Annotated in this window: 22 protein-coding genes; 8 read left to right on the forward strand and 14 right to left on the reverse strand. The window is 67.7% G+C overall.

Translation table 11 applies throughout. The features are described from left to right. Positions 1 to 6: 6 nt before the first annotated feature. Complete coding sequence (locus SMN802W_RS0114140) at positions 7 to 1,278, reverse strand: RsmB/NOP family class I SAM-dependent RNA methyltransferase (protein ID WP_019517573.1); 1,272 nt, start codon at positions 1,276 to 1,278, stop codon at positions 7 to 9. A gap of 99 nt (positions 1,279 to 1,377) precedes the next feature. On the opposite strand from SMN802W_RS0114140, the gene SMN802W_RS17240 reads away from it, so the two are divergent. The 3 genes from SMN802W_RS17240 to tal all read left to right on the forward strand — a co-directional run bounded on the left by SMN802W_RS17240 (position 1,378) and on the right by tal (position 4,931). After that, on the forward strand, positions 1,378 to 1,539 hold the full coding sequence (locus SMN802W_RS17240) for a DUF1674 domain-containing protein (RefSeq protein ID WP_083925808.1): 162 nt from the start codon (positions 1,378 to 1,380) through the stop codon (positions 1,537 to 1,539). Between the two features lie 121 nt (positions 1,540 to 1,660). Then, positions 1,661 to 3,739 carry a transketolase gene (gene tkt / locus SMN802W_RS0114150; protein WP_019517575.1) on the forward strand — a complete coding sequence of 693 codons (2,079 nt, stop codon included), beginning with the start codon at positions 1,661 to 1,663 and terminating at the stop codon, positions 3,737 to 3,739. 88 nt (positions 3,740 to 3,827) lie between these two features. Beyond that, positions 3,828 to 4,931: a transaldolase gene (gene tal / locus SMN802W_RS0114155; RefSeq protein ID WP_019517576.1), complete on the forward strand. Its 1,104-nt coding sequence runs from the start codon at positions 3,828 to 3,830 to the stop codon at positions 4,929 to 4,931. 36 nt (positions 4,932 to 4,967) lie between these two features. On the opposite strand, the gene wecB is transcribed toward tal, so the two are convergent. The 3 genes from wecB to wecC form a co-directional block, all read right to left on the reverse strand. Continuing rightward, on the reverse strand, positions 4,968 to 6,131 hold the full coding sequence (gene wecB, locus SMN802W_RS0114160) for a non-hydrolyzing UDP-N-acetylglucosamine 2-epimerase (protein WP_019517577.1): 1,164 nt from the start codon (positions 6,129 to 6,131) through the stop codon (positions 4,968 to 4,970). Positions 6,132 to 6,207: 76 nt separating this feature from the next. After that, entirely contained in the window at positions 6,208 to 7,212 is a 1,005-nt protein-coding gene (locus SMN802W_RS0114165) for a GDP-mannose 4,6-dehydratase (RefSeq protein ID WP_026326148.1), read from the reverse strand. A 58-nt stretch (positions 7,213 to 7,270) separates the two neighbouring features. Beyond that, positions 7,271 to 8,569: a UDP-N-acetyl-D-mannosamine dehydrogenase gene (gene wecC, locus SMN802W_RS0114170; RefSeq protein WP_026326149.1), complete on the reverse strand. Its 1,299-nt coding sequence runs from the start codon at positions 8,567 to 8,569 to the stop codon at positions 7,271 to 7,273. Positions 8,570 to 9,034: 465 nt separating this feature from the next. On the opposite strand from wecC, the gene SMN802W_RS0114175 reads away from it, so the two are divergent. Continuing rightward, positions 9,035 to 10,804, forward strand: coding sequence for a DUF885 domain-containing protein (locus tag SMN802W_RS0114175; RefSeq protein ID WP_026326150.1), 1,770 nt, complete (start codon positions 9,035 to 9,037; stop codon positions 10,802 to 10,804). Positions 10,805 to 10,920: 116 nt separating this feature from the next. Here SMN802W_RS0114175 and rpsD read toward each other — a convergent pair whose 3' ends face one another. Together rpsD and SMN802W_RS0114185 are read right to left on the reverse strand one after the other, a co-directional pair. Then, entirely contained in the window at positions 10,921 to 11,535 is a 615-nt protein-coding gene (rpsD, locus tag SMN802W_RS0114180) for a 30S ribosomal protein S4 (protein ID WP_019517581.1), read from the reverse strand. Between the two features lie 221 nt (positions 11,536 to 11,756). Beyond that, positions 11,757 to 11,963 carry a hypothetical protein gene (locus tag SMN802W_RS0114185; protein WP_019517582.1) on the reverse strand — a complete coding sequence of 69 codons (207 nt, stop codon included), beginning with the start codon at positions 11,961 to 11,963 and terminating at the stop codon, positions 11,757 to 11,759. Between the two features lie 125 nt (positions 11,964 to 12,088). Here SMN802W_RS0114185 and SMN802W_RS0114190 point away from each other — a divergent pair, with 125 nt between their 5' ends. Genes SMN802W_RS0114190 through SMN802W_RS0114200 form a run of 3 tightly spaced genes read left to right on the forward strand, consistent with a single transcriptional unit; the run spans position 12,089 to position 15,924 of the window. Further along, a complete protein-coding gene (locus tag SMN802W_RS0114190; RefSeq protein ID WP_026326151.1) occupies positions 12,089 to 12,403 on the forward strand; it encodes a chorismate mutase in 315 nt (104 codons plus the stop codon). 24 nt (positions 12,404 to 12,427) lie between these two features. After that, positions 12,428 to 14,887 carry a DegT/DnrJ/EryC1/StrS family aminotransferase gene (locus SMN802W_RS0114195; RefSeq protein WP_019517584.1) on the forward strand — a complete coding sequence of 820 codons (2,460 nt, stop codon included), beginning with the start codon at positions 12,428 to 12,430 and terminating at the stop codon, positions 14,885 to 14,887. Then, positions 14,884 to 15,924 carry a glycosyltransferase family 2 protein gene (locus tag SMN802W_RS0114200; RefSeq protein ID WP_019517585.1) on the forward strand — a complete coding sequence of 347 codons (1,041 nt, stop codon included), beginning with the start codon at positions 14,884 to 14,886 and terminating at the stop codon, positions 15,922 to 15,924. Before SMN802W_RS0114195 ends, SMN802W_RS0114200 begins: the two co-directional genes overlap by 4 nt. Before the next feature lie 43 nt (positions 15,925 to 15,967). On the opposite strand, the gene SMN802W_RS0114205 is transcribed toward SMN802W_RS0114200, so the two are convergent. Continuing rightward, on the reverse strand, positions 15,968 to 16,666 hold the full coding sequence (locus SMN802W_RS0114205) for a murein L,D-transpeptidase catalytic domain family protein (protein WP_238560216.1): 699 nt from the start codon (positions 16,664 to 16,666) through the stop codon (positions 15,968 to 15,970). Between the two features lie 219 nt (positions 16,667 to 16,885). On the opposite strand from SMN802W_RS0114205, the gene SMN802W_RS17245 reads away from it, so the two are divergent. Next, a complete protein-coding gene (locus SMN802W_RS17245) occupies positions 16,886 to 17,515 on the forward strand; it encodes a L,D-transpeptidase family protein (protein WP_083925809.1) in 630 nt (209 codons plus the stop codon). A gap of 42 nt (positions 17,516 to 17,557) precedes the next feature. Here the strand turns inward: SMN802W_RS17245 and SMN802W_RS0114215 are convergent, their stop codons facing one another. From SMN802W_RS0114215 to SMN802W_RS0114245, 7 genes are all read right to left on the reverse strand, one after another. After that, positions 17,558 to 18,226 (reverse strand): TonB family protein, encoded by a 669-nt coding sequence (locus SMN802W_RS0114215; protein WP_019517588.1) that lies wholly within the window; start codon positions 18,224 to 18,226, stop codon positions 17,558 to 17,560. 118 nt (positions 18,227 to 18,344) lie between these two features. Beyond that, positions 18,345 to 19,181, reverse strand: a complete 837-nt coding sequence (locus tag SMN802W_RS0114220) for a tryptophan 2,3-dioxygenase (protein WP_019517589.1) — start codon at positions 19,179 to 19,181, stop codon at positions 18,345 to 18,347. Continuing rightward, positions 19,178 to 20,383, reverse strand: coding sequence for a kynureninase (gene kynU, locus SMN802W_RS0114225; RefSeq protein ID WP_019517590.1), 1,206 nt, complete (start codon positions 20,381 to 20,383; stop codon positions 19,178 to 19,180). The genes SMN802W_RS0114220 and kynU overlap by 4 nt, the downstream gene beginning before the upstream one ends. Before the next feature lie 46 nt (positions 20,384 to 20,429). Beyond that, on the reverse strand, positions 20,430 to 21,944 hold the full coding sequence (locus SMN802W_RS0114230) for a DHA2 family efflux MFS transporter permease subunit (protein WP_037524224.1): 1,515 nt from the start codon (positions 21,942 to 21,944) through the stop codon (positions 20,430 to 20,432). A 130-nt stretch (positions 21,945 to 22,074) separates the two neighbouring features. Then, positions 22,075 to 23,223: an efflux RND transporter periplasmic adaptor subunit gene (locus tag SMN802W_RS0114235; protein WP_019517592.1), complete on the reverse strand. Its 1,149-nt coding sequence runs from the start codon at positions 23,221 to 23,223 to the stop codon at positions 22,075 to 22,077. Further along, the gene (locus SMN802W_RS0114240) at positions 23,220 to 24,647 is read right to left on the reverse strand and encodes an efflux transporter outer membrane subunit (RefSeq protein ID WP_026326154.1); all 1,428 of its coding nucleotides are present in this window, start codon (positions 24,645 to 24,647) and stop codon (positions 23,220 to 23,222) included. Before SMN802W_RS0114240 ends, SMN802W_RS0114235 begins: the two co-directional genes overlap by 4 nt. Then, positions 24,644 to 25,093 (reverse strand): MarR family winged helix-turn-helix transcriptional regulator, encoded by a 450-nt coding sequence (locus SMN802W_RS0114245; RefSeq protein WP_019517594.1) that lies wholly within the window; start codon positions 25,091 to 25,093, stop codon positions 24,644 to 24,646. Before SMN802W_RS0114245 ends, SMN802W_RS0114240 begins: the two co-directional genes overlap by 4 nt. Positions 25,094 to 25,153 lie beyond the last annotated feature (60 nt).

Here is a 25,153-nt window from a genome sequence, read left to right on the forward strand (position 1 = left end):
TCCGCGCTATCCGCCAGCGCGGCGCAAGCGTGCGACGAAGAAGCCGTCGCAGTTCCCTTCGTCGCCGAGCATCGTCGGCAGCGTGCGGACATAGCCGCGTTCGTGCGCGCTGATCCCGACGGGCAGTTCGTCGCTGCGCGCCGGTTCGATCGCATAATCGCCATGCGTGGCAAGAAAGTGATCAAGCTGCGCCTCGCCTTCCTCCGGCTCGAGCGAGCAGGTCGCATAGACGAGCACGCCGCCGGGCTTCACCCAATCGGCCGCGCGATCGACAATGCGCGCCTGCAACGCGGCAGCCTCCGCGATCACCGCCGGGTGCGCGCGGTAGAGCACGTCGGGGTGACGGCGAAAGATGCCGGTCGCGCTGCACGGCGCGTCGATCAGCACCGCGTCGGCTGGTTCAGAGGGGGACCAGTCGAGCACGTCGGCGATCGTCGTCTTGAACGGCAATCCGGTGCGCGCGCGGTTTTGCGCCAGCCGCTCGGCGCGCGTCTGCGACACGTCGACTGCCTCGACCTGCCAGCCGGCGGCGGCGAGCTGCAGCGTCTTGCCGCCGGGCGCGGCGCACAAGTCAAGCGCCTCGCCCGTGCCGCGCCCGATCAGCCGCGCGGGGATCGTGGCGGCGATATCCTGCACCCACCAGCCGCCCTCGGGATAGCCGGCGAGCGTCGGGACGTCGCCGCCGTCGACGCGGACGTGACCGGGGGCGAGCGAAACGCCGTCTGGATGCACCACGCCGTCGTCGCGCAGCGTCAGGTCGAGAGGCGGAGGTACCGCAATCGCGCGTGCGGCGGCAGCGACCATCGCCTCGCCCCAGTTCGCGCGCCAGCGCTCCGCGACGTGTGCGGGCAGCGTCGGCTGTTCGGGCAGGCGAGCGTTCTGGCGCATCAGCGCCCCGAACACGCCGTGGACCAGCCGCTTCGGACCACCGTCGATCAACGGCAGCACGGTCGCGATCGCGGCGTGCGGGGGCGTGCCGAGCGACAACGCCTGAACGAGCGCGATACGCAGGACGAAGCGGGCCTTCGCATCGTCGGGCAACCGCTGCCGCGTCGCCGAGTCGATCAACGCGTCGAGATCGGGCAGCCGCCGGAGCGTCTCCGCCGCGATCGCGTGTGCGAGCCCGCGGTCGGGTCCGCCGTGGAGCGCGCGCGTCGCAAGCGGCAGCGCGGCGTCGAGCGCCTCACCACGCCGCAGCACCGCATCGAGCAGGCGGAGCGCGGCGCGCCGGGGCGCGGTGCCGAGCGGCTCGCCCGCGCGCGTCATGTCGCGCGCCATCAGCCGCGTGCTTCGTAGGAAAGGGCGGTCGTCTTGAAGCCGTTCATGCCGGCCTATATGTCGCCTGGGCACTACCCGCACAATCCGAAAGGCCGGTTCATGGGAAAGCGCCCCGACAACGTGAAGCCGCCCGAATATCTGACGCCCAACACTCCCGTGCCCGCGCCCGAGCCGATGCAGCGTCCGGCCGAAGACCCGCTCGGCCGCGATCCCGTCCGCTATGGCGACTGGGAAAAGAAGGGCATTGCGATCGACTTCTGAGCCGCGCAGGTAGGCCGTTACGGCTATGGAACAAGGCGGAGCGAGCGTTTAAGGCGGCGGGCATTCGGCAACCGGGCGCGCATCGGTGCGTTCGCGCTTCAACCCGACAAGAGGCTCCCCGATGACTGACACCGCTACCGCCCCCGCCGCCACGGCCACGGACCTGCACGAGGACGGCAGCCCCGCGCGGCTGCAGATCGACACGATCCGCACATTGTCGATGGACGCGGTGCAAAAGGCGAACTCCGGCCATCCGGGTACGCCGATGGCGCTGGCGCCGGTCGGCTGGACCGTGTGGAACAACTATCTGCGCTATGATCCCGGCGCGCCACAATGGCCCAACCGCGACCGGTTCGTGCTGTCGGTGGGCCACGCCTCGATGCTGCTCTACGCGTTGTTGCACCTGGCGGGCGTCGAGGAAGTCGACGGATCGGGCAAGAAGACCGGCAAGCCGGCGATCAGCCTCGACGACATCAAGCAGTTCCGGCAGCTGTCGTCGAAGACGCCGGGCCATCCCGAATACCGTCACACAACCGGGGTCGAGACGACGACCGGGCCGCTGGGGCAGGGTTGCGGCAACTCGGTCGGCATGGCGATCGCGGAGCGCTGGCTGGCCGCGCGCTACAACAAGCCTGGCTTCACTTTGTTCGATCACGACGTCTACGTCCTGTGCGGCGACGGCGACATGATGGAGGGCGTCAGCGCCGAGGCGGCGAGCATCGCGGGCCACCTGAAACTCTCCAACCTGTGCTGGATCTACGACAGCAACCACATTTCAATCGAGGGCGACACCGCACTCGCGTTCGATGAGGATGTGGGCAAGCGGTTCGAGGCCTATGGCTGGAACGTGATGCACGTGAACGACGTCAACGATGTGGCGGCGATGAATGCGGCGCTCGACACGTTCAAGGCGACTAACGACAAGCCGACCTTCATCGTCGCGCACTCGGTGATCGGATGGGGCAGCCCCAAGGCCGGCAGCGAGAAGGCGCACGGCGAGCCGCTGGGCGTCGAGGCCATCGCCGAGACCAAGAAGGCCTATGGTTGGCCGGAGAAGGATTTCTACGTCCCCGCCGACGCCAAGACGGCGTTCGAGCAGGCGGTGCGCGGCCGCGGAAGCAAGCTGCGCGAGGAGTGGGAGGCGCTGCTTGGCAAATACAGCGAGCAATACCCGGCCGAGGCGGCTGAGCTGAAGCAACTGCTCGCCGACGAACTGCCCGAGGGCTGGGAAGACGCGATCCCCACCTTCGACGCGGACGAGAAGGGCCTTGCCAGTCGCGATTCGAGCGGCAAGGTGCTGAACGCGATCGTGAAGAAGGTGCCGTGGCTGCTGGGCGGATCGGCCGATCTCGCGCCCTCGACCAAGACCGACATCAAGGAAGCCGCCTCGTTCGAGGCGAACAATTATGGCGGCACCAACTTTCACTTCGGCATCCGCGAGCATGGCATGGGCGCGGTGGTGAACGGCATGGCGCTGTCGCACCTGCGTGCGTACGGCTCCACCTTCCTCGTCTTCCTCGATTACATGCGCGCGCCGGTACGCCTGTCGGCGATCATGGAGGTCGGATCGGTGTGGATCTACACGCACGATTCGATCGGTGTCGGCGAGGACGGCCCGACTCACCAGCCGATCGAGCATCTGGCGACGATGCGTGCGATCCCGGGGCTCGATACGATCCGTCCCGGTGACGCGAACGAGGTCGCGGAAGCGTGGCGCGCGCTGATGAAGGACGGCAGCACGCCGGCGGCACTGGTCCTCTCGCGCCAGGCGCTGCCAACGATCGATCGCAGCAAATACGCGAGCGCTGCGGGTGTCGCGCAGGGTGGTTATGTGCTCGCCGACAGCGAGGACCCGCAGGTGATCCTGATCGCGACCGGCTCCGAAGTGTCGCTGGCGATCAAGGCATATGAGCAGTTGAAGGCGGAGGGTGTCGCTGCGCGCGTCGTGTCGATGCCGAGCTGGTATCGCTACGAGAAGCAGGACGACGCCTACAAGGAAAGCGTGCTGCCCAAGTCGGTCAAGGCGCGTGTCGCGATCGAGATGGCGGGCGAGATCGGCTGGGACCGCTATGTCGGGTACGAAGGCCGCACAATCGCGATGTCGACGTTCGGCGCGTCGGCCCCGATTGCCAAGCTGCAGGACAAGTACGGCTTCACGGTCGAGAACGTGGTGAAGGTCGCTAAGGAAGTAATGGGCTGACCCAGATCAGCGCGCCGCGGCAACAGGCGGCGCGCATCACCATATCGGCTTCACACATTCCGCCCACCGGCGACCAGAGGACCAAGGCATGAGCAAGCTCGAACAACTCCGCGACATCGGCCAGGCGCCGTGGCTCGACTTCGTCGACCGCAAGTTCCTCGACGCCGGTGGCCTGAAGAAATTGGTGGAGGAGGACGGCGTGACGGGCGTCACCTCCAATCCGACCATCTTCGAGAAGGCGATGGGATCGGGCGATGCCTATGCCGAAGGGTTTGCCGAGTTCGACAAGGCGACGCCGAATGCCGAGCCGATGGCGCGGTATGAAGCCCAAGCGATCAAGGACATCCAATCGGCCTGCGACGTGCTGCGCCCGGTCTACGATCGGCTGTCGGGCAGGGATGGCTATGTCAGCCTTGAGGTCTCGCCTTATCTCGCGCTCAAGGGGCCTGAGACGGCCGAGGAGGCCGAGCGGCTGTGGAAGGCGGTCGATCGTCCCAATCTGATGATCAAGATACCCGGCACCGACGACGGCGTCCGCGCGATCCGCGACACGATTGCCAAGGGGATCAACGTCAACGTGACGTTGCTGTTCTCGGTCGAGGCGTACAAGAATGTCGCGCACGCCTATGTCGAGGGGCTGGAGGAGCGCGTGTCGAAGGACATGGCCGTCGACCGGATCGCCAGCGTCGCGAGCTTCTTCGTCAGCCGCATCGACGGCAAGATCGACGACAAGATCGATGCGGGTACTGGCGGCGACGAGGCGAAGGCGCTGAAGGGTAAGGTCGCGATCGCCAACGCGAAGCTTGCCTATGCATGGTATGAGGAGTTCATCGCCTCCGACCGCTGGCAGAAGCTGGCCGCCAAGGGCGCGCGACCGCAGCGATTGCTGTGGGCCTCGACCGGCACCAAGAACCCCGACTATCCCGACACGCTTTACGTCGACACGCTGATCGGTCGCGACACGGTTAATACGATGCCGCCCAAGACGATGGACGCATTCCGCGACCACGGCACGGTCAAGGTGACGCTGACCGAGGATGTGGACGAAGCGCGCAAGGTGATCGCCGACGCCGAACGCCTCGGGCTCGATCTCGACGGCGTGACGAAGACGCTGGTCGAGGAGGGTGTAGCGAGCTTCACCAAATCGTTCGACGACCTGCTCGCGGCCATCGGCAAGCAGAAGGCAGCCTGAGCCTCACGCTCCGCCGGGGCCAACCGGCGGAGCGATCTACGCGCTTGCGCGGTATGTCGCCTTGTCACGCGCGGCTGCCCAGCTGACCAAGGCGTCGATGATCCGCGGTACCGCGTGGCCGTCGCCGTAGGGGTTGTGGACGCCGCTCATCGCGGCATAGGCGTGCGCGTCGGTCAGCAGGCGCGTGACCTCGCGCACGATCGCTTCCTCGTCGGTGCCGACCAGCCGCACCGTGCCTGCATCGACCGCCTCGGGCCGCTCGGTCGTGTCGCGCATGACGAGCACGGGCTTGCCGAGCGAGGGCGCTTCCTCCTGAATGCCACCCGAGTCGGTCAGCACCAAGGTCGCGGCGTCGAGCATCGCGACGAACGGCAGATAGTCGAGCGGCGCGATCAGGCGGACATTGGCGAGATCGCTGAGCAGCCGGTTGACCGGCTCCTGAACATTCGGGTTGAGGTGCACCGGGTAGACGAAGTCGACGTCCGGGAATGCGCGCGCGAGCCGCGCGAGCGCCGCGCAGATTCGCTCAAACCCGGCGCCGAAGTTCTCGCGGCGGTGGCCGGTCACCAGCACCATGCGCCGGCCAGGTGACGGCAACGGCAGGTCGGCGGTCACCTGCGCGTGGAGCGAGGCGTCGCCGCGCAGCTTCGCGACGACGGCCAGCAGCGCGTCGATGACGGTATTGCCCGTCACCGTGATGATCCGCGGATCGATGCCTTCAGCGCGCAGGTTCTGTGCCGAGCGGATCGTCGGCGCGAAATGGAGCGCCGCCAGTCCTGCGGTCAGTTTGCGGTTCGCCTCCTCGGGCCATGGTGCGTAGAGGTCGCCGGTACGCAACCCTGCCTCGACATGCGCGACGGGGATGCGGTGCCAATAAGCAGACAACGAGGCGGCAAGCGTCGTCAGCGTGTCGCCGTGAACCAGCACGATGTCAGGCGTCGTGGCTGCGAACACCTCTGCCATGCCCGACAGGACCGCGGTCGCCACTCCGGTCAGGTCCTGTCCCGGTCGCATGACGGCGAGATCGTGATCGGCAGAGAGGCCGAACAGCCGCATGACCTGATCGAGCATCTCGCGATGCTGCCCGGTCACGCACACCTTGGCGTCGAAGCGTGCGTCGGCGGCGAGCGCGAGGGCGAGCGGCGCCATTTTGATCGCCTCGGGGCGGGTGCCGAACACCGACAGAACCTTGATCGTCACAGCGCCCCCGCTTGGTCGTTCGCCTGCCATCCTAGCGGCACAGGGTTAACGAAGCGGTTATCATGGATCGGCGCGATCAGCCGTCAATCGCATGATAGTCGCGATACCAGTCGACGAAGCGCGGGATGCCGACATCGATCGACGTGGTCGGCGCGTAGCCGAGATCGCGGTTGATCGCTGAGATATCGGCAAAGGTGCGGTGCACATCGCCGGGCTGCATCGGCTGATAGTCGCGGATCGCGGTGCGCCCGGTCGCCTGCTCCAGCACGTCGATCATGCGGCCGAGCTGCTCGGCATTGTTATTGCCGATATTGTAGAGCCGGTGCGGCGCGACGCTGCCACCGGCCTTCGGCGCGCCGTCGTCGGCGGGCGGATGGTCGAGGCAGGCGACGACGCCCGAGACGATATCGTCGATAAAGGTGAAGTCGCGCTGCATGTCGCCGTTGTTGAACACCTTGATCGGACGACCGGCGAACATCGCCTCGGTGAACAGCCACAGCGCCATGTCGGGCCGCCCCCAAGGACCATAGACGGTGAAGAAGCGCAATCCGGTCTGCGGCAGGCGATAGAGATGCGCGTAGGTTTCGCTCATCAACTCATCCGCCTTCTTGGTCGCGGCGTAGAGCGAGACGGGATGGTCGACCCGGTCCTCGACCGCGAACGGCATCTTGGTGTTGCCGCCATAGACCGAGGACGATGATGCGTAGACGAGATGCGCGACGCGGCGATGGCGTGCAACCTCGAGCAGGTTGAGATGGCCGACGAGGTTCGCCTGCACATAAGCGTGCGGGTTTTCGATTGAGTAGCGCACACCCGGCTGCGCGCCGAGGTGGACGATACGGTCGAAATCGTACAGGCGCAGTGCCTCGGTCAGCGCCGCCATGTCCGCGAAGTCGATCCGGAGGAAGGTGAAGGCGTCGCCGTGCCGCTCGGCCAGTTGCGCCAGCCGCGCGTGCTTGAGCGCGGGCGGATAGTAATTGTTAACCACGTCGATGCCGATCACGCGATCGCCGCGCGCGAGCAGCCGCTCGGCCACGTGCATCCCGATGAATCCGGCGACGCCGGTCACCAATGTCGTCATCTGTCGTTCCTTTGCGGACCGCGCTTTTCCTAGCGTGCTTCTCGGCCGCCCGCAGCGCCTAACTCGCCAGCCGCATCGCACGCGCGTCTGGCCCGGCCGGCTGATCGGGCCAGATACCGCGCGTATCATAGACGTGCTTGTCGCTACGCTCCTCCAGCGGGACGGAGCGGAACAGGTCGTGGTCGACCAGCGCGATCATCACGCCCGCGCGCTCCAGCGCATCGTCCAGATCGACCAGCGTCGCACCGGTGCCGTCGAACGCGGGCGGCAGCGTGTCGGCATAGGGCTCGACGATCTGCACGCGCGATCCGAATCGTGTCGCCAATGCCACCGCGACCTTCAGCGCGGGGCTCTCGCGGAAATCGTCGATATTGGCCTTGAACGCGAGGCCCAGGCACGCGACCGGTACGCCAGGGTGGGCGGCGATCAGCGCCGACGCGCGCGCGACGACGTGGTCGCACTTGGCATCGTTCACCTCGCGCGCGGTGCGGATCAGCTGCGTGTCCTCGGGCGCGCCGTGGACCAGGAACCAGGGATCGACCGCGATGCAGTGCCCGCCGACGCCGGGGCCGGGCTGCAGGATGTTGACGCGCGGGTGGCGGTTGGCAAGCCGGATCACCTCCCATACGTCGACGCCCAGCGTCTCCGCCACGCGCGACAATTCGTTGGCGAAAGCGATGTTGACGTCGCGGAACGCATTCTCGGTCAGCTTGGTCATTTCCGCCGCGCGCGCAGTGGTGGTGACGCAGGCGCCGCGCACGAAGCGGCGGTAGAAGTGCAGCGCGCGCCTGGCACAGCGCGGGGTGATGCCGCCGATCACGCGATCGTTGTCGATCAACTCGACCAGGATGCGCCCGGGCAGCACGCGTTCGGGGCAGTAGGCGATCGCCACGTCGGCGTGCCCGTTCCCGCAGCGACCCGGCACCTTCAGGTCCGGGCGCAACCCGGCGATGAAGTCGCGCACCTGCTCGGTCGTGCCGACGGGTGAGGTCGACTCGAGGATCACCGTATCGCCGGCCTTCAGCACCGACGCGACCGCGGTCGCGGCTTTCAGCACGTAGCCGACGTCGGGGACGTGGTCGGGTCCGAACGGCGTCGGCACCGCGATCACGAACACGTCGGCGGGCTCGATCTGCGTCGAGGCGCGCAAGCTGCCGCGCGCGACCACGCCCGACACCAGCCCGTCGAGATCGACCTCCTCGATATGGACGCGGCCGGAATTGACCGTCTCGACCACGTGCGGCGACACGTCGATGCCCAGTACCTGCGCGCCCGTCCGCGCGATCACCGCTGCGGTCGGCAGGCCGATATAGCCCAGGCCGAGTACGCAGACCTTCAGTTCCGTTCCGCCGAGCACGAGCCACCTCTTCCATCCGCGCCCGCTGCGAACGGCGGGCAGGTCGACGCTTGCCATGGCGCACAAGTGGTTGCGTTTTCGGTAATGGCGCTTGGACGCACATCGCATCAACGCTGGGGGACGGTACGTTTAAGGAACCGACAAGGGGTCGAGGCGTACTATTGTTACCATGATAAAAAATATTTCGATCGAGAGAGGACAGGTCGTCACTGCGGAGAAGATGCCGCCGATGACCGGAGTGGCAATTGGCTTGGCGCTTTGCCTGCCATTCTGGTTGATCGTTGCGGCGGTGCTTAGCTAGCGTCCCTATCGTTCCCGCCGGATGCTCTCCCCCGTAGCTTCGGCAGCGGGATCAGCCGGACGTCGGAGCCCGCCTCATGGGGTCCCGGTTGCCCACCGCCTAATCGTGGGCCTATGCCCTGAACGGGTGACGTGCCTTCCTGCACGGCCTCGCGGGGTTGGACGATGAAGAAGCATTGGGCTCTGGTACTTGGCTTGGCGTCGTTGCCGTCCGCGACGTCCTTCGCGCAATCTCGCTTGGCTGCGACAGCAACTCCCGCTGAACAGCAGCTCAAGGCGATCTACGACGCCGAGTGGACGTGGCGGCAGCGTGAGTTCGCGCAGGTCAGCGATGGTCTGCGCAGCGAGAGCGATGATCACTTTCCCGCCGTCGCCCCTGCCGACTGGGTACGACGACGCGCCTATTGGCAGGACGTTCTGTCCCACATCGCGGCGATCCCGGTGGCCGACCTGTCGCCCGAGGAGCGCCTGAACGCCGCCGTACTCACCGAATCGCTGCGCGCCGAGGTCGCCAACATCGACTTCCGCACCTACGAGGCGCCGCTCAACAGCGACAGCTACTTCTGGGGCGAGGTGAAGCCCTATTCGGCGCTGGAGAGTGCGGAGGATTACCGTCGCTACATCGGTCGCCTGCGCGACGTGCCACGCTGGTTCGACGGCAACATCGCCAACATGCGTGCCGGGCTGGCACGCGGCTTCACCCCGCCGCGCGTGACGCTCGCCGGGCGCGACAAGACGATCGAAGCCTATTCGATGACCGGCGCGACCAATCCGTTGTTCGATCCGTTCAAGGAAATGCCTGCCTCGATCCCCGCGGCCGAGCAGGCGCGGTTACGGAGCGAAGCGCAGGCCGTGATCGACACGCAGGCGGCACCCGCCTACGCGAAGCTGCTCGCCTTCTTCCGCGACACCTATCTGCCCGGCGCGCGGACGACGCTGTCGGCGGCAGCCTTGCCGAACGGACCGGCCTTCTACCGCAGCCAGATCCGCGAATATACCACGCTCGATCTTTCGCCCGAGCAGATACACCGGATCGGCCTGTCCGAGGTCGCGCGGATCGATCGCGACATGAAGGCGACGATCGCGCAAAGCGGGTTCCAGGGCACGTTCTCTGAGTTTCTTGCCTTCCTGCGCAGCGATCCGCAATTCTATGCCAAGACGCCCGACGAGCTGCTCGGCTTTTCCGCGCTGGTCGCCAAGCGGATGGACGGACGGTTGAAGGATGTGTTCACCACGCTGCCGCGCTATCGCTTCACCATCCAGCCTGTGCCCGACGCGATCGCGCCGGTCTATACCTCCGGCCGCGGCGGGTTGAGCGCGTGCCTGATGAACACCTACGACCTGAAATCACGCCCGCTCTACAATCTCGTTTCGTTGACGCTGCACGAATGCGTGCCGGGCCACAGCCACCAGGCCGCGATGGCACTGGAGGCACCAGACCGTCCCGCGTTCCGACGCCAGACCTATTTCTCAGGCTATGGCGAGGGGTGGGGGCTTTATTCCGAATGGCTCGGCACCAAGCTCGGCATGTACCGCACCCCGTATGAGGAGTTTGGGCGCGAGACGTTCGAGATGTGGCGCGCCGCGCGGCTGGTGATCGACACCGGACTGCATTCAATGGGGTGGACGCGCGCGCAGGCGATCGATTATCTTGCCTCGCACACTGCGCTCTCCAAGCTCGACGTCGAGATCGAGGTCGACCGCTACATCAGCTGGCCGGGGCAGGCGCTCGCGTACAAGCTGGGCGAGATGAAGATGCGTGAGTTGCGCGCGAAGGCGGAAGCTGAGCTCGGCCCACGCTTCGACCAGCGGCGGTTCCACGACACGCTGCTGAACATGGGATCGGTGCCGCTGCCCGCGATGGAGGCGGAGATGCTGCGCTGGATCGCGGCGGAGAAGATAAGACCCGCCACCGCGAGCAACGGCCAGCGCTGAAACGAAGAAGGGCGGCCCCGCGGGACCGCCCTTTTCTTGTTCGGCTCGCCGCGGGCGAAGTCCGCGTCGTCGATCGGGGCTGACGCCCCGCCGGCCGAGCGAGGTTTTCGCCTCGCTTAGCGCGAGTAGAATTCGACGACGAGGTTCGGTTCCATCTTCACCGGATAGGGGACCTCGTCCAGCGTGGGAACGCGGATAAAGGTCACCTTGGCGGTGCCGTCGGGCGCGACGTAGTCGGGCACCTCACGCTCGGCGAGCTGCTGCGCCTCAAGCACCAACGCCATCTCCTGCGCCTTCGAGCCCAGCGTGATCTCGTCGCTGACGTAGCAGCGGCGCGACGCGATGTTGCACTTCACGCCGTTGACGCGGACGTGGCCGTGGCTGACGAGCTGGCGCGCGGCCCAGATCGTCGGGGCGAACTTCGCACGGTACACGATCATGTCGAGGCGACGCTCGAGCAGGCCGATCAGGTTCTGCGAGGTGTCGCCCTTCATGCGCGCTGCTTCCTCGTAGCAGTGCTTGAACTGCTTCTCGGTCACGTCGCCGTAATAGCCCTTGAGCTTCTGCTTCGCGCGCAGCTGGATGCCGAAGTCCGACACCTTGCCCTTGCGGCGCTGACCGTGCTGGCCGGGGCCATACTCGCGCTTGTTGACCGGGCTCTTGGGGCGGCCCCAGATGTTCTCGCCCAAACGGCGATCGAGCTTGTGCTTCGCGCTATGACGCTTCGACATATTCAATCCTTGGCAAATGCTAACAACGTGGCCTGCGCGTCATCACGGATGAAAGGCAGGGTTCTTCCCGGTCATCGCGCCGCGTGGTCACTTTGGTGACTACGCAGGCCCACCGCTTCACCGGGGTGCAGGGGCAATTGCGAAGGCGCGCGCTTAGCCGCGGGGGCGGGCGGCGTCAAGTGAACGGCCCGAGCGGAGGCAAGCCCGTGACGAGCGGTGGCTCAGCGCGGCTGGCTCATGGTGGACAGCGCATCGCGGCCATCGCGTTCCTGCGCGGCCCACTCCTCCTTTGTCAGGCATGTCTTCTTGCCCGGCAGGCGCGAGCCGACCTCCTGCACACGCTTGCAGACCAGCTTGGCCTCGGCTGGTGCAGGCGTCGGCTGCGAGGCGGGAACGGCGGCCTGAATCAGGGCAAGTGCGAGCAGCATGGATGGTCTCCGAAATACGCTTCACCGTGCGCGCGTTGCGCCGCCGGCGTCAACGGCAAGCTGCGACCTGTTCTTACAGATGCGCCGACTGGACATCGATCGTCGCGCCCGGCACAGGCGACACGATGGACGCGAAGCCTGGACCCGAGTGCAATACCATGGCGGAGGTTCGCGCCGGCGTCGATGCGCTCGACCGTGAACTCGTCGCACTGTTGCGGCGGCGCTTCGACTATATGGACGCCGCCGCGCGGATCAAACCGACGCGCGATGCCGTCCGCGACGAGGCGCGCAAGCAGCAGGTGATCGCGCAAGCGGTCGAGGCTGCCACCGCGGCGTGGTTGCCTGCGCAGGCGATCGCGACGATGTGGGACACGCTGGTCGAGGCATCGATCGCGTACGAATTGGAAGAATTCGACGGCCGCGACGTAACCCGACGTTAGCGCGTCCGCGTGCATGGCGGCAGCATGGACCTGCCGCTGATCGCCCCAAACCCGCCGCGTCTGTCGGATCTGACCGAGGCGTTGTCGCGCGTCGAGGCGAGTGGCGTGTACAGCAACCACGGCCCCGAAGCGCGCGCGTTCGAGCAGGAAGCGACGACACGTTTGTTCGCCGGGCGCGGTGCGACGCTGACGGTCAACAACGCCACCACGGGGTTGATGATCGCGCTGGCCGATGCGGTCGGTGCACGAGGGCGCGGGCGTATGGCGTTGATGCCCGGCTTCACCTTTGCCGCGACCGCGCAGGCGGCGTGGTGGGCCGGCCTCATCCCGCTCGTCTGCGATGTCGATCCGGGTGACTGGGGTGCCTCGGCGCGCGAGGAGGAGCGATTGCTCCAGCGTCATGGGCAGGGCATCGCCGCGATCATGCCTTATGCGACGTTCGGGCGCGCGATCGATCTCGATCGCTATCGCTGGCTCGCGGCACGCCACGGCGTGGCGGTGGTGGTGGATGCGGCAGCGTCGCTGGGCACCACCGATGCAGTGGGCGTCAACTTCGGTGCAGGCGCGCCTTTTCCGATCGTCTTCTCGATGCACGCAACCAAGCCGTTCGCGGTGGCGGAGGGCGGGCTGATCCACTGCGGCGACGCCGGCGTGATCGAGCGGTTGCGTGCGGCCGCCAATTTCGGCTTCACCCGGCCGCGTGTCGCGACCGTTCCGGGCCTGAACGCCAAGCTGCCCGAGGTGCTGGCGGTGATGGCACGCGCGAAGCTGGCGACGTTCGAAAAGGTAAGCGCAAGCCGGGCCGCCGTCGTACGGGCTTATCGCGACGCCTTGGACGGTTTCCTGACCATGCAGGCGCTGGCGGAGGGTGAGCAGGCGCATGGTTTCTTTCCCGTGTTGCTGCCACGTGGGTGCGACCGCAGCGGCGTGATCGCCGCCCTGACGGCGGAAGGGATCGGCGCCGGTGCCTATTTCAGCCCGCATCTGGGTGAGCAGCCATGGGTGCGCGAGGTCGCGGTGGTCGAGCCGCTGCCGGTGTGCGACGATGTCGCGGCGCGCGTGCTGTCCTTGCCCGTTACGGACACGATGACCGCGGCTGATGCGCAGATCATCGCCGCCACGCTGCGCCGCGTCGTCGCGCGCCCGCGCGCCGCGGCCAGGCCGCGCACGGTGCAGCAGCACGAGACGTTGGTGATCGGCGGCGGCCCGGCGGGTACCGCGCTATTGACCGCGGCATCAAAGGCGGGCGTGCTGCCGGCGCTGTCGCAAGGGCTTGCGGTAGTGGAGGCAGGCGCGTCGCTCGGCAGCGGACGGCTCGGCAATTACGCCATCACCTCCGATTCAAGCGCGGACACTTTCCTGACGGCAGTGTCGAACAATCCGCATGACGAGATCGCGGCGCTGGTCGATCATCCCGCGACCGCGCGCGTCGCGGCGCACCGCCATGGGCTGGGCGTGCCGCTGGTCGAGGTCGGCCCGATGCTCGACGCGTTGGGCGATCGGCTGGCCGCGGTTGTCGGGGCGAACGGCGGACAGGTGCTGACCGGGCACCGCGGGCTGTCGGCGCGGCAGGATGGTGGCTGGTGGTGCACCAGCATCGAGGATGTCGCGAGCGGGATCGTGACCGAGCACCGCGCGCGCCATGTCGTGATTGCGACCGGCGGGCACCAGCCGATCGACCGGCTGGCGGCGCAGGAGGTCGCGGGCGTGCCGTTGTCGGTGCTGGCAGGCGGACGGCTGGTGCAGTCGGACGCAGTGCTGAGCATCGGGGGCACGCAGATGGTGGCCGACCTGATCGCCGATGTGCGCAATCCACGAATAGCGGTGGTCGGCGGGTCGACCAGCGCGATGACGACGATCGCCGCGTTGCTGAAGGCACCGCTGCCGCTAGGCGAAGGCGCGATCACGCTGCTGCACCGGCGTCCGCTCAGACCCTTCTACCCGTCGGTCGCAGCGGCGCAGGCGGAGGGGTTCACCGACTTTGGTCCCGACGACATCTGTCCGGTGTCCGGCTTCGTCTATCGTCTCACCGGGTTCCGGTTGGAGGCGCGCGATCTGGTGCTGCGGATGCTGTCGGTCGATGGCCGCGTGCCCGATCCGCGTGTCGGACTGCACCGCATCGCCGCCAACGAGGACGCGCGCGCGAAGCAGATCGTTGAGGCTGCCGATGTGGTGGTCGCGGCACTCGGTTATCGCCCGCACGCATTGTCGGTGTTCGACCGCGCGGGCGCGCCGATTGCGCTGGCGGCGGACACCGGCGCGGCGATGGTCGATCGCCATTGTCGCGTGCTTGACGCAAACGGCGCGCCGGTCGCCGGGCTGTACGGCATCGGGCTCGCCGCCGGCTTCGTACCATGGGGACGGCTGGGCGGGGAGCCGAGTTTCCGCGGGCAGGCGAACGGGCTCTGGCTGTGGCAGAACGATGTCGGCATGATGATCGTCGATCAGTTGCTCGGCACGCAGGAGAAGGCGCTCGCAGGATGAGCGCGGTGCCGGTCGTCAGCGTTATCATGGCCGCGTACAATGGCGCGCGGCTGATCGAGGAAACGCTTGCCAGCGTGGCGCGGCAGACGATGGGCGATTACGAGGTGATCGTCGTCGACGATTGTTCGAGCGACGACACGCGCGCGGTCGTCGCGCGCTGGCACGATCCGCGCGTGCGGCTGATCGCGCTGGAACAGAACGGCGGCCCGGTTCGCGCGCGCAACCACGCGCTTACCCATGCGCAAGGACGCTATATCGCAGCACTCGACCAAGACGACCTGTGCCATCCCGAACGCTTTGCGCGGCAGGTCGCGTTCCTCGACGCGCACCGCGACGTGGCGCTGACGGGCACCGCGACGCAGGTGCTGAGCGACGGCGGCGTGGCACCGTCGCGCCAGCCGCCGGTCACGACGCCTGCGTCGGTCGGCTGGCTGCTGCGCTTCTCCAACCCGCTCGTCTGGTCATCGGTGATGGTGCGTGGTGAGGTCGCGCGCGCGCTTGATCCGTTCACCCGCCCCGACATGCTCTATGCCGAGGATTTCGACCTATACCACCGCGTCGCCGCGTACGGAAGGGTGGCGCGGATCGACCAGCCGCTGGTCACCTATCGCAGTCATGCCGGCGGCTGTTCGCAACGGTATGAGGACATCATGCTGGCGAGCGCCGAGCGTGTGCTGAGCGAGGGCCTGAACGACACGTTCGGTGGGATGGCGCCGGCGGCGGCGCGGTTGTTCGTGCGGCACCTGATGCACGGCGAGCCGGTGCCGGATGGGGAGACGCTGGGCCGACTTGCGGCGCTGCTCGACCATGCGCGGCTGCGTTATCTGGCGACCGCGACCGCGGATGCGCGCGACCGGCGCCTGATCGCGCGCGAGACGCGGCGGGTGTGGATGCAGGTGGTGAGCGCCGGTCTGCGACGCGGTACGATCGGGTTGCGTGATGCGATCGCAGCAGGGCCGGTCGCGACCGTCGCGCGGGTCGACCGGCTGGCATGGAGCCGGATGATCGGTCAGCTGCGCCCGTGGCTTGCCGCTTGACGTTGCCGGCCGGGCACCCCGACGCGGCCTGAGATAACGCGCGTCAGACCTTCGCGGCGTAGATCATTCGTCCCGGCCCGAGCCGCTCGAACACCTCGGCCAGTTCGTTCTCACCGACGGCGAAGCAACCCTGGCTGCGCCCGAGCATGCCGCGCTCCGCCACCATCTCGCGATTGGCGTACCAGGCGGCGTGCACCACGATCGCACGATCGAGCGCGTTGTTGTTGGTGTGATCGAGCCCGATCAGCCGCTGCGACTTGCCATGCTTGCCGACATAATAATCGCTGGTCAGGAAGGCGCCCTCGCACGACGCGTTCGAGCCGTTCGCGTTCGAGAAGCGCTGCACGAAGCCGGTATGCGACGGGTCCGAGCCCGAGCCGTGCGCGACCAGCTTGGAATTGGTGTGCCCGTCCTCAAGGTTGATCAGGTGGAAGCGCGGCTGCCCCGATGCGGCAGCGAAGTCGGCGATCGCAATGCGATCGTGCCGCGCGATGCTGTTGCCGTGCTGCTGGAGTGCAGCCATCGCGCGCCGCATCAGCGCTGGGCGCACGGTGCCGAGGCTGTTCGCGCTGTCGGCCGGGAACGAGTCGGCGGTGAAGCCGCCCGCGCTATGCCCCTCGTACAGGCCGGCAGGGAGCAGCGACTCGGGCGCGCGGCGCATGCTGGCGGCGACCGCGGACGGGATCATCATCGCCCCCGCGAACAGCCCACCGGTTTTCAACAAGGCACGCCGTGATGCCATCGTGTCGCGCGTCAGCTCCATCTCTCAAGAAAATCCCTCACCCGTTGCAGCCTCCTGATACCACGATCCGCCTTAACGATCCGCAATCTTTTCCGTACCTTAGGCATGTTTTCCGACATCTTGGCGCGGATTCCACACGGCTCGTCGGTCGGGCACCGAAACCGCTTCAATGAGTTGTCAACCGTGATGGACCGGCCGAAGCGGCCAAAAGACGCGAGGATGTGGATGCTGCTACGCGCGCTGTTGATGGTGGCCCCGGTGCTGGCCGGCGCTTGTTTCCCCCTGGTCGCGAGCGGGCGGACGATGGACAGTCTGGCGCTGACGGAGGCGGCGGCGACGCTGTCGCCCAATCGCTACCTGTGGACCGACAACGAGGCGCAGGGACCGGTCAGCGTGCTGATCTCGATCCCCGATCAGCGCGCCTATGTCTTTCGCGGCGAGACGTTGGTCGCGGCGTCGAGCGTGTCGACGGGCAAGGCAGGCAACGACACCCCGACCGGCAGCTTCACCATCCTGCAGAAGAACGCGAAGCATTTTTCCAACCTCTACGACAGCGCGCCGATGCCGTTCATGCAGCGGCTGACGTGGGACGGCGTCGCGATGCACGCAGGCGCCAATCCGGGTTTTCCTGCCTCGCACGGCTGCATCCGCCTGCCGACCGCGTTCGCGAAAAAGCTGTTCGATGCGACCAGCCTGGGCGCGACGGTCGAGGTGACCGATGAGGCCTATGTCAGCGGCGTCGATGTGCCGAGTTACGCCAGCGCCGTGCAGGTGCGTGACAGCGAAGCGAGCGAGACCGCGCGCGCCAACGAGCGCGAAGGCATCGCGCAGGCGATGCGCGCCGACTGATCGGCTCCCCTATCCGGCGCGGACAGGGGAGCGATCACGCGATCAGCGCGGCAATTGCCAGCGAACTCGGTCGTCATACCGGGCCGCCACCGCTGCACCGGTGTCGTCACGAGCCGGCTCAAACCGGGCGCGGCGCTGATAAAGGCGGCAGGTTGCGCTATCCAGTGCGCTCGATCCACTCGATGTCGCGGCGGCGCAGCTCGTGACACGGCCATCGGTGCCGACCTGTACGGTGATCCCGGTCACGCCCTCGTCCTCGGCACGGAGCGCAGCGGCGGGATAGTCGTCGGTCGTGATCCAGGCCCCGCGATTACCGATCGCGCGGACGCCGTTCGCCTTGCTCGGCAGCGGAGGCGATGGCGGCGGCGGCGCCACGTCGACGCGCGGAACGGGCAGGGTGATCGGTGGTGCGGGTGCCAGATCGACGAACACCGTGTTGCTCGCCGCGGGCGAGGGGACGCGCGGTTCGACCACGGTGATGACCGACGAGTGCGACGCAGCCGCGGCGGTCTGTTCGGGTGGCGGCGTCGTGTCCGGCGGCGGCGGTGGGTCGATCGGCACGTTGCTGGTCACAAGCGTGCGCGTGACATCGTGGACGAAGCTGGTCGCCATCCTGGTGACGAACGCGAAGCCGAGCAGTCCATGGATGATCGCGACGCCCGCGATCGTGGCGATCCGGCGGGAGCCGGCTGCCTGATCGGAATAGGACATGTGACATCTCTCCTAACCCGGAGAACCTGTCGAAAGCGTGGAACCGCCTGTCGACGAACTCCGTACGGAGAAGCTGCGCTCAAAATCGAAGGCGATCAAGCGGCTCGGATCACGTAAGCTACAGCTGGGTGCGGACCTGCCAGAGTTCGGCGAAGAGCTCGACCTCGAGCATGCGGCGCAGGTAGCTGACGCCGCCAGTACCGCCGGTGCCGCGCTTCAGACCGATGACGCGCTCGACGGTGGTGACGTGGTTGAAGCGCCAGCGGCGGAAGTAATCCTCCAGGTCGACCAATTTCTCGGCCAGTTCGTAAAGCGGCCAGTAGCGGGTCGGATCGCGGTAGATCGTCGCCCAGGCATCGGTCACCGCCGCATCGGGCGTGCGCTCGGCATGCCAGTCGCGCGTCGGATCGGCGAGCAGCCCGCGCGCGTGAAGCAGCAGCAGTGCGGCGTCGTAGATGCTGGGGCTCGCGAGGATCTGCTCGAGCGCGGCGAGCGTGTCGGCGCGGTGGCGATGCGGGTCCAGCATCGCGTGGTGGCGGTTGCCGCACAGGAACTCGATCGCGCGATATTGCCACGACTGGAACCCCGACGACTGGCCGAGCGCATCGCGAAAGGTCGTGTACTCGCTCGGCGTCATGGTGCGCAGCACGTCCCACGCGCCGTTCAACTGCTCGAGGATGCGGCTGACGCGCGCGAGCATCTTGAACGCGTCCGGCAGTCGGTCGGCAAGGATCGCGTCGCGCGCACCGGTCAGTTCGTGCACTGCCAGCTTCATCCAGAGTTCGCTGGTCTGGTGCTGGATGATGAACAGCAACTCGTCGTGCGCCGCGGATCGCGGGTGTTGCGCGGTGAGCACGCGGTCGAGCGCGAGATAATCGGCATAGGCCATCTTGCCGGCGAAGTTGAGCTCGGCGCCCTGATGAGCCGGGGCGGCGTGCGGCGCGTCGTCGCTCACGTGACGGCCGCGCGGCGCTGGTATTCGGCTGCCTCGTAGGCGCGGGTGTCGATGACGTCGGCGAGGATCGTGGCGGCCTGCACCACCTCGGCCTCGGACAGGTACAAGGGTGTGAAGCCGAAGCGCAGGATGTCGGGTGCGCGCACGTCGCCGATCACGCCGCGCGCGATCAGCGCCTGCATCACCGGATAGGCGTGGTGGTGGCGGAACGACACTTGGCTGCCGCGTGCTTGAGGATCGCGCGGGGAGGCGAGCTGTAGGCCACACTTATCGGGGGCGCAGCGCCGCTCGACCTCGCGGATGAAGGTTTCGGACAGCGCGATCGAGGCGGTGCGCAGGTCGGCCATATGGACGCCGTCCCAAGCGTCGAGCGCGGCGTCAAGGATTGACAGCGCGACGATCGGCGGCGTGCCGACGCGCATCCGCTCGATGCCGGGGGCGGGGCGATAGCCGCGCTCGAACGCGAACGGTTCGGCGTGGCCGAGCCAGCCCGACAGGATCGGCTGCGCGACATCGGCGTGGCGGGGTGCGACATAGATGAAGGCGGGGCTGCCGGGACCGCCGTTCAGATATTTGTAGGTGCACCCGACCGCGAAGTCGGCATTGGCTTGTTCCAGATGGACGGGGATCGCGCCGGCGGAATGGGCGAGGTCCCAGACGGTGATCGTGCCGGCCGCGTGCGCGCGTGCGGTCAGCGCCGCCATGTCGTGGAGGCGCCCGGTGCGGTAATCGACCTCGGTCAGCATCGTGACCGCGACCGTCTCGTCGATCGCGTCGGCGACTTCTTCGGGCGCGACGACCTTCAGTTCGCGCCCGCCGAGTGCGGCGAGCAGGCCGTCGGCGATGTACAGGTCGCTCGGGAAATTGCCGCTGTCGCTCAGGACCACGCGACGATCGGGCGGCGCGAGCGCCAGTGCGGCGGCCAGCGCCTGGAACACCTTGATCGACAAGGTGTCGCCGGTGACGACGCTGCGTGGTGGTGCACCCACCAGCCGCGCGACGCGGTCGCCGACGCGAGAGGGCAGCATCATCCAGTCGCTGTCGTTCCAGGCGCGGATCAGCTGGTCGCCCCATTGCTCGCGCAGCACTTGCCCGACGCGTGCCTGCGCGGCGAGCGGCAGCGGGCCGAGCGAGTTGCCGTCGAGGTAGATCACCCCCTCCGGCAGGTGGAACAGCGCGCGCGTGGCGGCGAAATCGGTCATGCGCGCGGGTTTAGCGGCTTCATCGCGCGACGCCTAGCAGCGCGCGTCAATCGGCCGCGACGACGTGTCCTTCGGGCGGGGTCGGGCGGCGGCACAGCCAGACGATGACGAGCAACGCGACGCTCAGGTACGAGCTGATGCGGAACAGGTCGGTCGAGGCGAGCAGATACGCTTGGCCCACCATCTGCCGCGTGATCGCGCCTGCCGCCTGCTCGGCCGACAGCCCCATATGCGCCAGTTGCTCGGCCGCCATGCGGTACGGCATCCCGTTGCCGATCGCTTCTGCCAGCCGCGACTGGTGCAATGCCTCGCGCCGGTCCCAGGCGGTCGTGATGATCGAGGCGGCGAACGAGCCCGCGACGATGCGCGCGAAGTTGGAGATGCCCGTCGCCGAGGGCAGCCGCTCCGCCGGGATGCGGTCAATCGCGATCGTCAGCATCGAGAGGAAGAATGTGCTCATCGACACGCCCTGCACGAGGAGCGGCAGCATGAAGTCGGTGAAGCTTGCGGTGGTCGTGAAGCCCGAGCGCATCCAGTAGCTGATCGCGAAGCCGATGAACGCGACACTGGCGAGCAGCCGCGCGTCGAATTTGCCCGACAGGCGCGCGACGAACGGCGTCAGCACCACCGCGACGACGCCACTGGGCGCTGCAACCAGCCCGGCCCAGGTGGCGGTATAGCCGAGCTGTGTCTGCAACCACAGCGGGAGGATCAGCAGGTTGGCGAAGAACACCGCATAGCCGAGCGCGAAGGCGAGGTTGCCGATCAGGAAGTTACGGCGGGCGAACAGCGACAGGTCGACGGTCGGATTGGCGTCGGTCAGCTCCCAAATCACCCACGCGACGAAGCCGATCGCGGCGACGAGCGTCAGCACGACGATCGCGGGATCATTGAACCAGTCGGCGTTCTTGCCGAGGTCGAGCATCACCTGCAGCGCGCCGACCCAGACGACGAGCAAGCCGAGCCCGACCGCGTCGATCGGCAGCTTAGCGGTCGGCGACTCGCGCGAGTTCAGGTTGGTCCAGCACATGAACGCGACAAAGATGCCGAACGGCACGTTGATGAGGAAGATCAGCGACCAATGGTAATTGTCGGAGATATAGCCGCCCAGGATCGGCCCCATCACCGGCGCGACCAGCGTCGTCATCGACCAGATGCCGAGCGCGGTGGCGCGTTTCTGTGGTGGGAAGATCGCGATCAGCAGCGCCTGGCTGCCCGGCATGATTGGGCCGGCGGTCGCGCCCTGCAGCACGCGAAAGAGGATCAGCGACGGCAGGTTCCACGCGATGCCGCACAGGAACGAGGCGAGCGTGAACAGGGCGACCGCGGTGCAGAACACGCGCACAACGCCGAAGCGCCGCATCAGCCAGCCGGTCAGCGGCACCGCGATCCCGTTCGAGACCGCAAAGGCGGTGATGACCCAGGTCGAGTTGTCGCTGCTGACGCCGAGATTGCCCGCGATCGTCGGCAGCGAGACGTTGGCGATGGTCGAATCAAGCACCATCATGAAGGTGCCGAGCGCGAGCGCGAATGAGGTCAGCGCGAGTTGCCCGCCGACCATCGGCGGAGGGCCGCCACTCACCGCCGCGCGCGCCGGGTTCGCGGCGGGACGGATCGGCGCATTGGCCTGCGCCTGCGCAGGCGCTGCCTCCGCGAGCTTGCTGGCGTCGCTCTGTTCGACCACGGGGATGTTACCGGTTCGCGGCGATGATCTGGCGGATGTTGGCCTCGACCTGCGGATCGGTGCCGGTCACCTCGCCCTTGTAGGGCGCAGCGGCGAGCTGTGCCAGCCGACCGCCCGACTTGCTGGCGGTGTCGACCACTGTCTTGACCGACAGGCCGATGCGCAAGGGATTGGCGGCGAGCTCACGCGGGTCGAGCGCGATGCGCACCGGCACGCGCTGCACGATCTTGATCCAGTTGCCGCTGGCGTTCTGCGGCGGCAGCAGCGCAAAGGCGTTGCCGCTGCCCGCGCCCACGCCGACTACCTTGCCGTGGAAGACGATGTCGTCGCCGTAGGTGTCGGCGGTGACGCGCACCGGCTGCCCGATGCGCAGGTCCTTCAGCTGCGTTTCACGGAAGTTGGCGTCGACCCAGACGCGTGTCAGCGGCACCACGGCCATCAACGGCGTGCCGGCGGCGATCTGCTGCCCGACCTGCACCGTGCGTTGCGCGACGACGCCGTCGATCGGCGCGACCACGTGCATGTGGCTGCGCGTGATCGCGGCGCGGCGATAGGCGGCGACAGCGGCGAGCACCGCGGGGTTGGTGTTGACGTCGGTGCCCTGGACGCTGCTCTGCGCCTGCGCGCGCTGCTGCTGGGCCAGCCGCAGATTGGCGCTGGCGACCTTCACCGCGTCGGCGGCGTGGGACAGTTCCTCGCCCGAGACCGCGCCTTCGGCGGCGGCACCGCGACGGCGCTGGTAATCGTCGCGCGCGCGGGCGAGCTCGGCCTGCGCCTGGACGATCGTCGCATCCGACTGACCGACGCGGGTGATGTCGGCGCGGGTGGCGCGCACCGCCTTCGCCAGATCGGCGGCGGCGGCGGCGACGTTCACGTCGGCGGTGACGGGATCGAGGTCGATCAGCGGTTGCCCCGCCTTCACGCTTTGCGTGTTGTCGGCGTGGAGCGCGAGCACGGTGCCGGGATCGCGTGCGGTGATCGCGACCACGTCGCCCGCGACATAAGCGTCGTCGGTCTCCTCCTCCGGTGCTGCCAGCAGGAAGTGGAACACTGCCCAGACGATCAGCGCGACAAGCACGACCACGCCCAGGATCGCGAAAGCGCGACGGCGTGCGCGCGGCTTGCCGGCGGGGGTCTCTACAGCAGTATCGGTCATCGGGGTGTCACGTCCTGAGCAGGGTCGAAGCCGCCACCGAGCGCGATGGCGAGTTGCGCGCGCGCGAGCAGCGCGTCGATCGAAAGGTTGGCGGCGGCAAGCTGCGCGTCGAGCAATCGCACGTCATTGTCGACGAGGTCGAGCCGGCTATCGAGCCCGCTCTGCACCCGAATCGCGTTCAGGCGACCGGTCTCGGCGAAGCCCGAGACGACCTGCTGCTGTCGCGTGCGTTCGACGTCGGCGGCGCGGACCTGCGCGATCGCATCGGCGGCCTGGCGCGCGGCGTCGATCACCGACTGGTTGTACTGCGCGGTGGCGACATCGACGAGCGCGGTCGCGCCCTCCAGCTCGGCGCGCAGCCGGCCATTGTCGAACAGCGGCAGATGGATCGCCGCGCCGCCGCCCGCCGTGCCGGCGTCGAGATCGAGGAAGTTGCCGAAGCCGATCGCCTGCAATCCCACCAGCGCGGTCAGGTTGACGTTGGGGTAGAAGGCGCGGCGCGCGACCTGCCGCCCGGCTGATGCCGCCTCGACGCGCGCGCGTGCGGCAGCGACATCGGCGCGGCGTGACAGGAGGTCGGCGGGGATTTGCGCCGGGATCGGCAGCGCGACATCAGTCGGCAGATGCGTGGCACCGATCTGCGCGGCATAGTCGCTGCCGCGTCCGGCCAGTGCGGCGAGCGCGTTGGTGGCGAGCACGCGCGCGGCCTGCGCCTGCACCAGCACGAGGCGCGCCTGTGCGAGCAGGGTGCCTGCCGCCTGTTGATCAAGCCGGCTGGCAAGACGGTTGCGGACGCGCGCGTCGATCAGGCGGACACTCTGCTGGCGTGCCGCGATGGTGCGTGTCGCGATCGCGGCCTGTCGCTCGGCGCGCGCGACTTCGGCGTAGCTTTGCATCACCGAGCCCGCGATCATCAGCCGTGCGGCGGCGATGTCATATTGTGCGGCCTGGAGGCTGGCACCCGCCTGCGCGATCGCGGCCTTCTGTCGGCCGAACAGGTCGAGGTTCCAGTCGAGCCCGGCTTGCGCGGTGCCGATCGCGCGGACGGTGCCGGCGAAAGGCGGCGGGATGGTGTAGCGCCCCGACAGTCGCGAGCCCTGCACCTGCCCGTCGAACGTGACGTTCGGTCCACGCTCCGAGCCTTGCCGCGCGAGTACCGCCTGCGCCTGCCGCGTCCGCGCGAGCGCGACGTCGAGCGACGGGTTGCCTGCCAGCGCGTCGGCGATCAACCGGTCGAGTTGGGGATCGCCGACGACGGTCCAGAAGTCGGGCGCAAGTTGGACGGAAGGTCCGGCGAGCGCGAGGTCGCTCGCCGCCTTGAGCGTCAGCACCGGACGCGTGTCGGGCGGCGTACAGCCGGCCAGTGCCATCGGCGCGGTGGCGGCGAACAGGCGCGCCGACAAAGCGGCGGAGAAACGGGTCATGCGAAATGTTCCAACGTGCGGCGCAGCTTCTGCAACTGCGCGATCAGCGAAGCGGCCTCGTCCGCGCTCCAGTCGGCGAGCACCGCGTTCCACAACGCGATCACTCCGTCGCGGCAGCGCATCGCGACCGCATCGCCTTCCTGGGTGAGCGACAGATTGACCAGACGGCGGTCGGCATCGTCACGGTCGCGCTGCACCAGACCTTTCGTTTCCAGCACATCGATCACCCGCGTCATCGCACCCTTGTCGTGCGCGAGATCGCGCGCGAGCGCGGCGCAGTTGGTCATGCCGAAGTGGATCGCGATCATGGTCGACCATTGGATGCCGGTGATGCCATGATCGGCGCACACGCGGTCGAGCAGCGCGTACCCCAGTTGGTGGCTCGCACGCAGCAGATAACCGATCGACGTGTCGGGAAAGAATGTGTCTCGCGTGTAAACGCTCATGACGGTTGCTATGGCAATGGTTGCATCGGCAGTCAACCGTGCAGCTGTAAAGATTAGTGG

Origin of the sequence: Sphingomonas sp. Mn802worker (assembly GCF_000382485.1) — a bacterium.
Classification (GTDB): domain Bacteria; phylum Pseudomonadota; class Alphaproteobacteria; order Sphingomonadales; family Sphingomonadaceae; genus Sphingomonas.

What these genes read in the sequence shown, in the direction of transcription:
- SMN802W_RS0114205 (WP_238560216.1), bottom strand. Translation starts at nt 16,666, where the DNA reads ATGGCATCACGGCGTGCCTTGTTGAAAACCGGTGGGCTGTTCGCGGGG.
- rpsD (WP_019517581.1), bottom strand. Translation starts at nt 11,535, where the DNA reads ATGTCGAAGCGTCATAGCGCGAAGCACAAGCTCGATCGCCGTTTGGGC.
- SMN802W_RS0114140 (WP_019517573.1), bottom strand. Translation starts at nt 1,278, where the DNA reads ATGGCGCGCGACATGACGCGCGCGGGCGAGCCGCTCGGCACCGCGCCC.
- SMN802W_RS0114230 (WP_037524224.1), bottom strand. Translation starts at nt 21,944, where the DNA reads ATGGTCGGCGGGCAACTCGCGCTGACCTCATTCGCGCTCGCGCTCGGC.
- SMN802W_RS0114200 (WP_019517585.1), top strand. Translation starts at nt 14,884, where the DNA reads ATGAGCGCGGTGCCGGTCGTCAGCGTTATCATGGCCGCGTACAATGGC.
- tal (WP_019517576.1), top strand. Translation starts at nt 3,828, where the DNA reads ATGAGCAAGCTCGAACAACTCCGCGACATCGGCCAGGCGCCGTGGCTC.
- SMN802W_RS17240 (WP_083925808.1), top strand. Translation starts at nt 1,378, where the DNA reads ATGGGAAAGCGCCCCGACAACGTGAAGCCGCCCGAATATCTGACGCCC.
- SMN802W_RS0114245 (WP_019517594.1), bottom strand. Translation starts at nt 25,093, where the DNA reads ATGAGCGTTTACACGCGAGACACATTCTTTCCCGACACGTCGATCGGT.
- SMN802W_RS0114190 (WP_026326151.1), top strand. Translation starts at nt 12,089, where the DNA reads ATGGACGCGAAGCCTGGACCCGAGTGCAATACCATGGCGGAGGTTCGC.
- SMN802W_RS0114235 (WP_019517592.1), bottom strand. Translation starts at nt 23,223, where the DNA reads ATGACCGATACTGCTGTAGAGACCCCCGCCGGCAAGCCGCGCGCACGC.
- SMN802W_RS0114165 (WP_026326148.1), bottom strand. Translation starts at nt 7,212, where the DNA reads ATGACGACATTGGTGACCGGCGTCGCCGGATTCATCGGGATGCACGTG.
- SMN802W_RS0114195 (WP_019517584.1), top strand. Translation starts at nt 12,428, where the DNA reads ATGGACCTGCCGCTGATCGCCCCAAACCCGCCGCGTCTGTCGGATCTG.
- kynU (WP_019517590.1), bottom strand. Translation starts at nt 20,383, where the DNA reads ATGACCGATTTCGCCGCCACGCGCGCGCTGTTCCACCTGCCGGAGGGG.
- SMN802W_RS17245 (WP_083925809.1), top strand. Translation starts at nt 16,886, where the DNA reads ATGTGGATGCTGCTACGCGCGCTGTTGATGGTGGCCCCGGTGCTGGCC.
- tkt (WP_019517575.1), top strand. Translation starts at nt 1,661, where the DNA reads ATGACTGACACCGCTACCGCCCCCGCCGCCACGGCCACGGACCTGCAC.
- SMN802W_RS0114240 (WP_026326154.1), bottom strand. Translation starts at nt 24,647, where the DNA reads ATGACCCGTTTCTCCGCCGCTTTGTCGGCGCGCCTGTTCGCCGCCACC.
- SMN802W_RS0114215 (WP_019517588.1), bottom strand. Translation starts at nt 18,226, where the DNA reads ATGTCCTATTCCGATCAGGCAGCCGGCTCCCGCCGGATCGCCACGATC.
- SMN802W_RS0114185 (WP_019517582.1), bottom strand. Translation starts at nt 11,963, where the DNA reads ATGCTGCTCGCACTTGCCCTGATTCAGGCCGCCGTTCCCGCCTCGCAG.
- SMN802W_RS0114175 (WP_026326150.1), top strand. Translation starts at nt 9,035, where the DNA reads ATGAAGAAGCATTGGGCTCTGGTACTTGGCTTGGCGTCGTTGCCGTCC.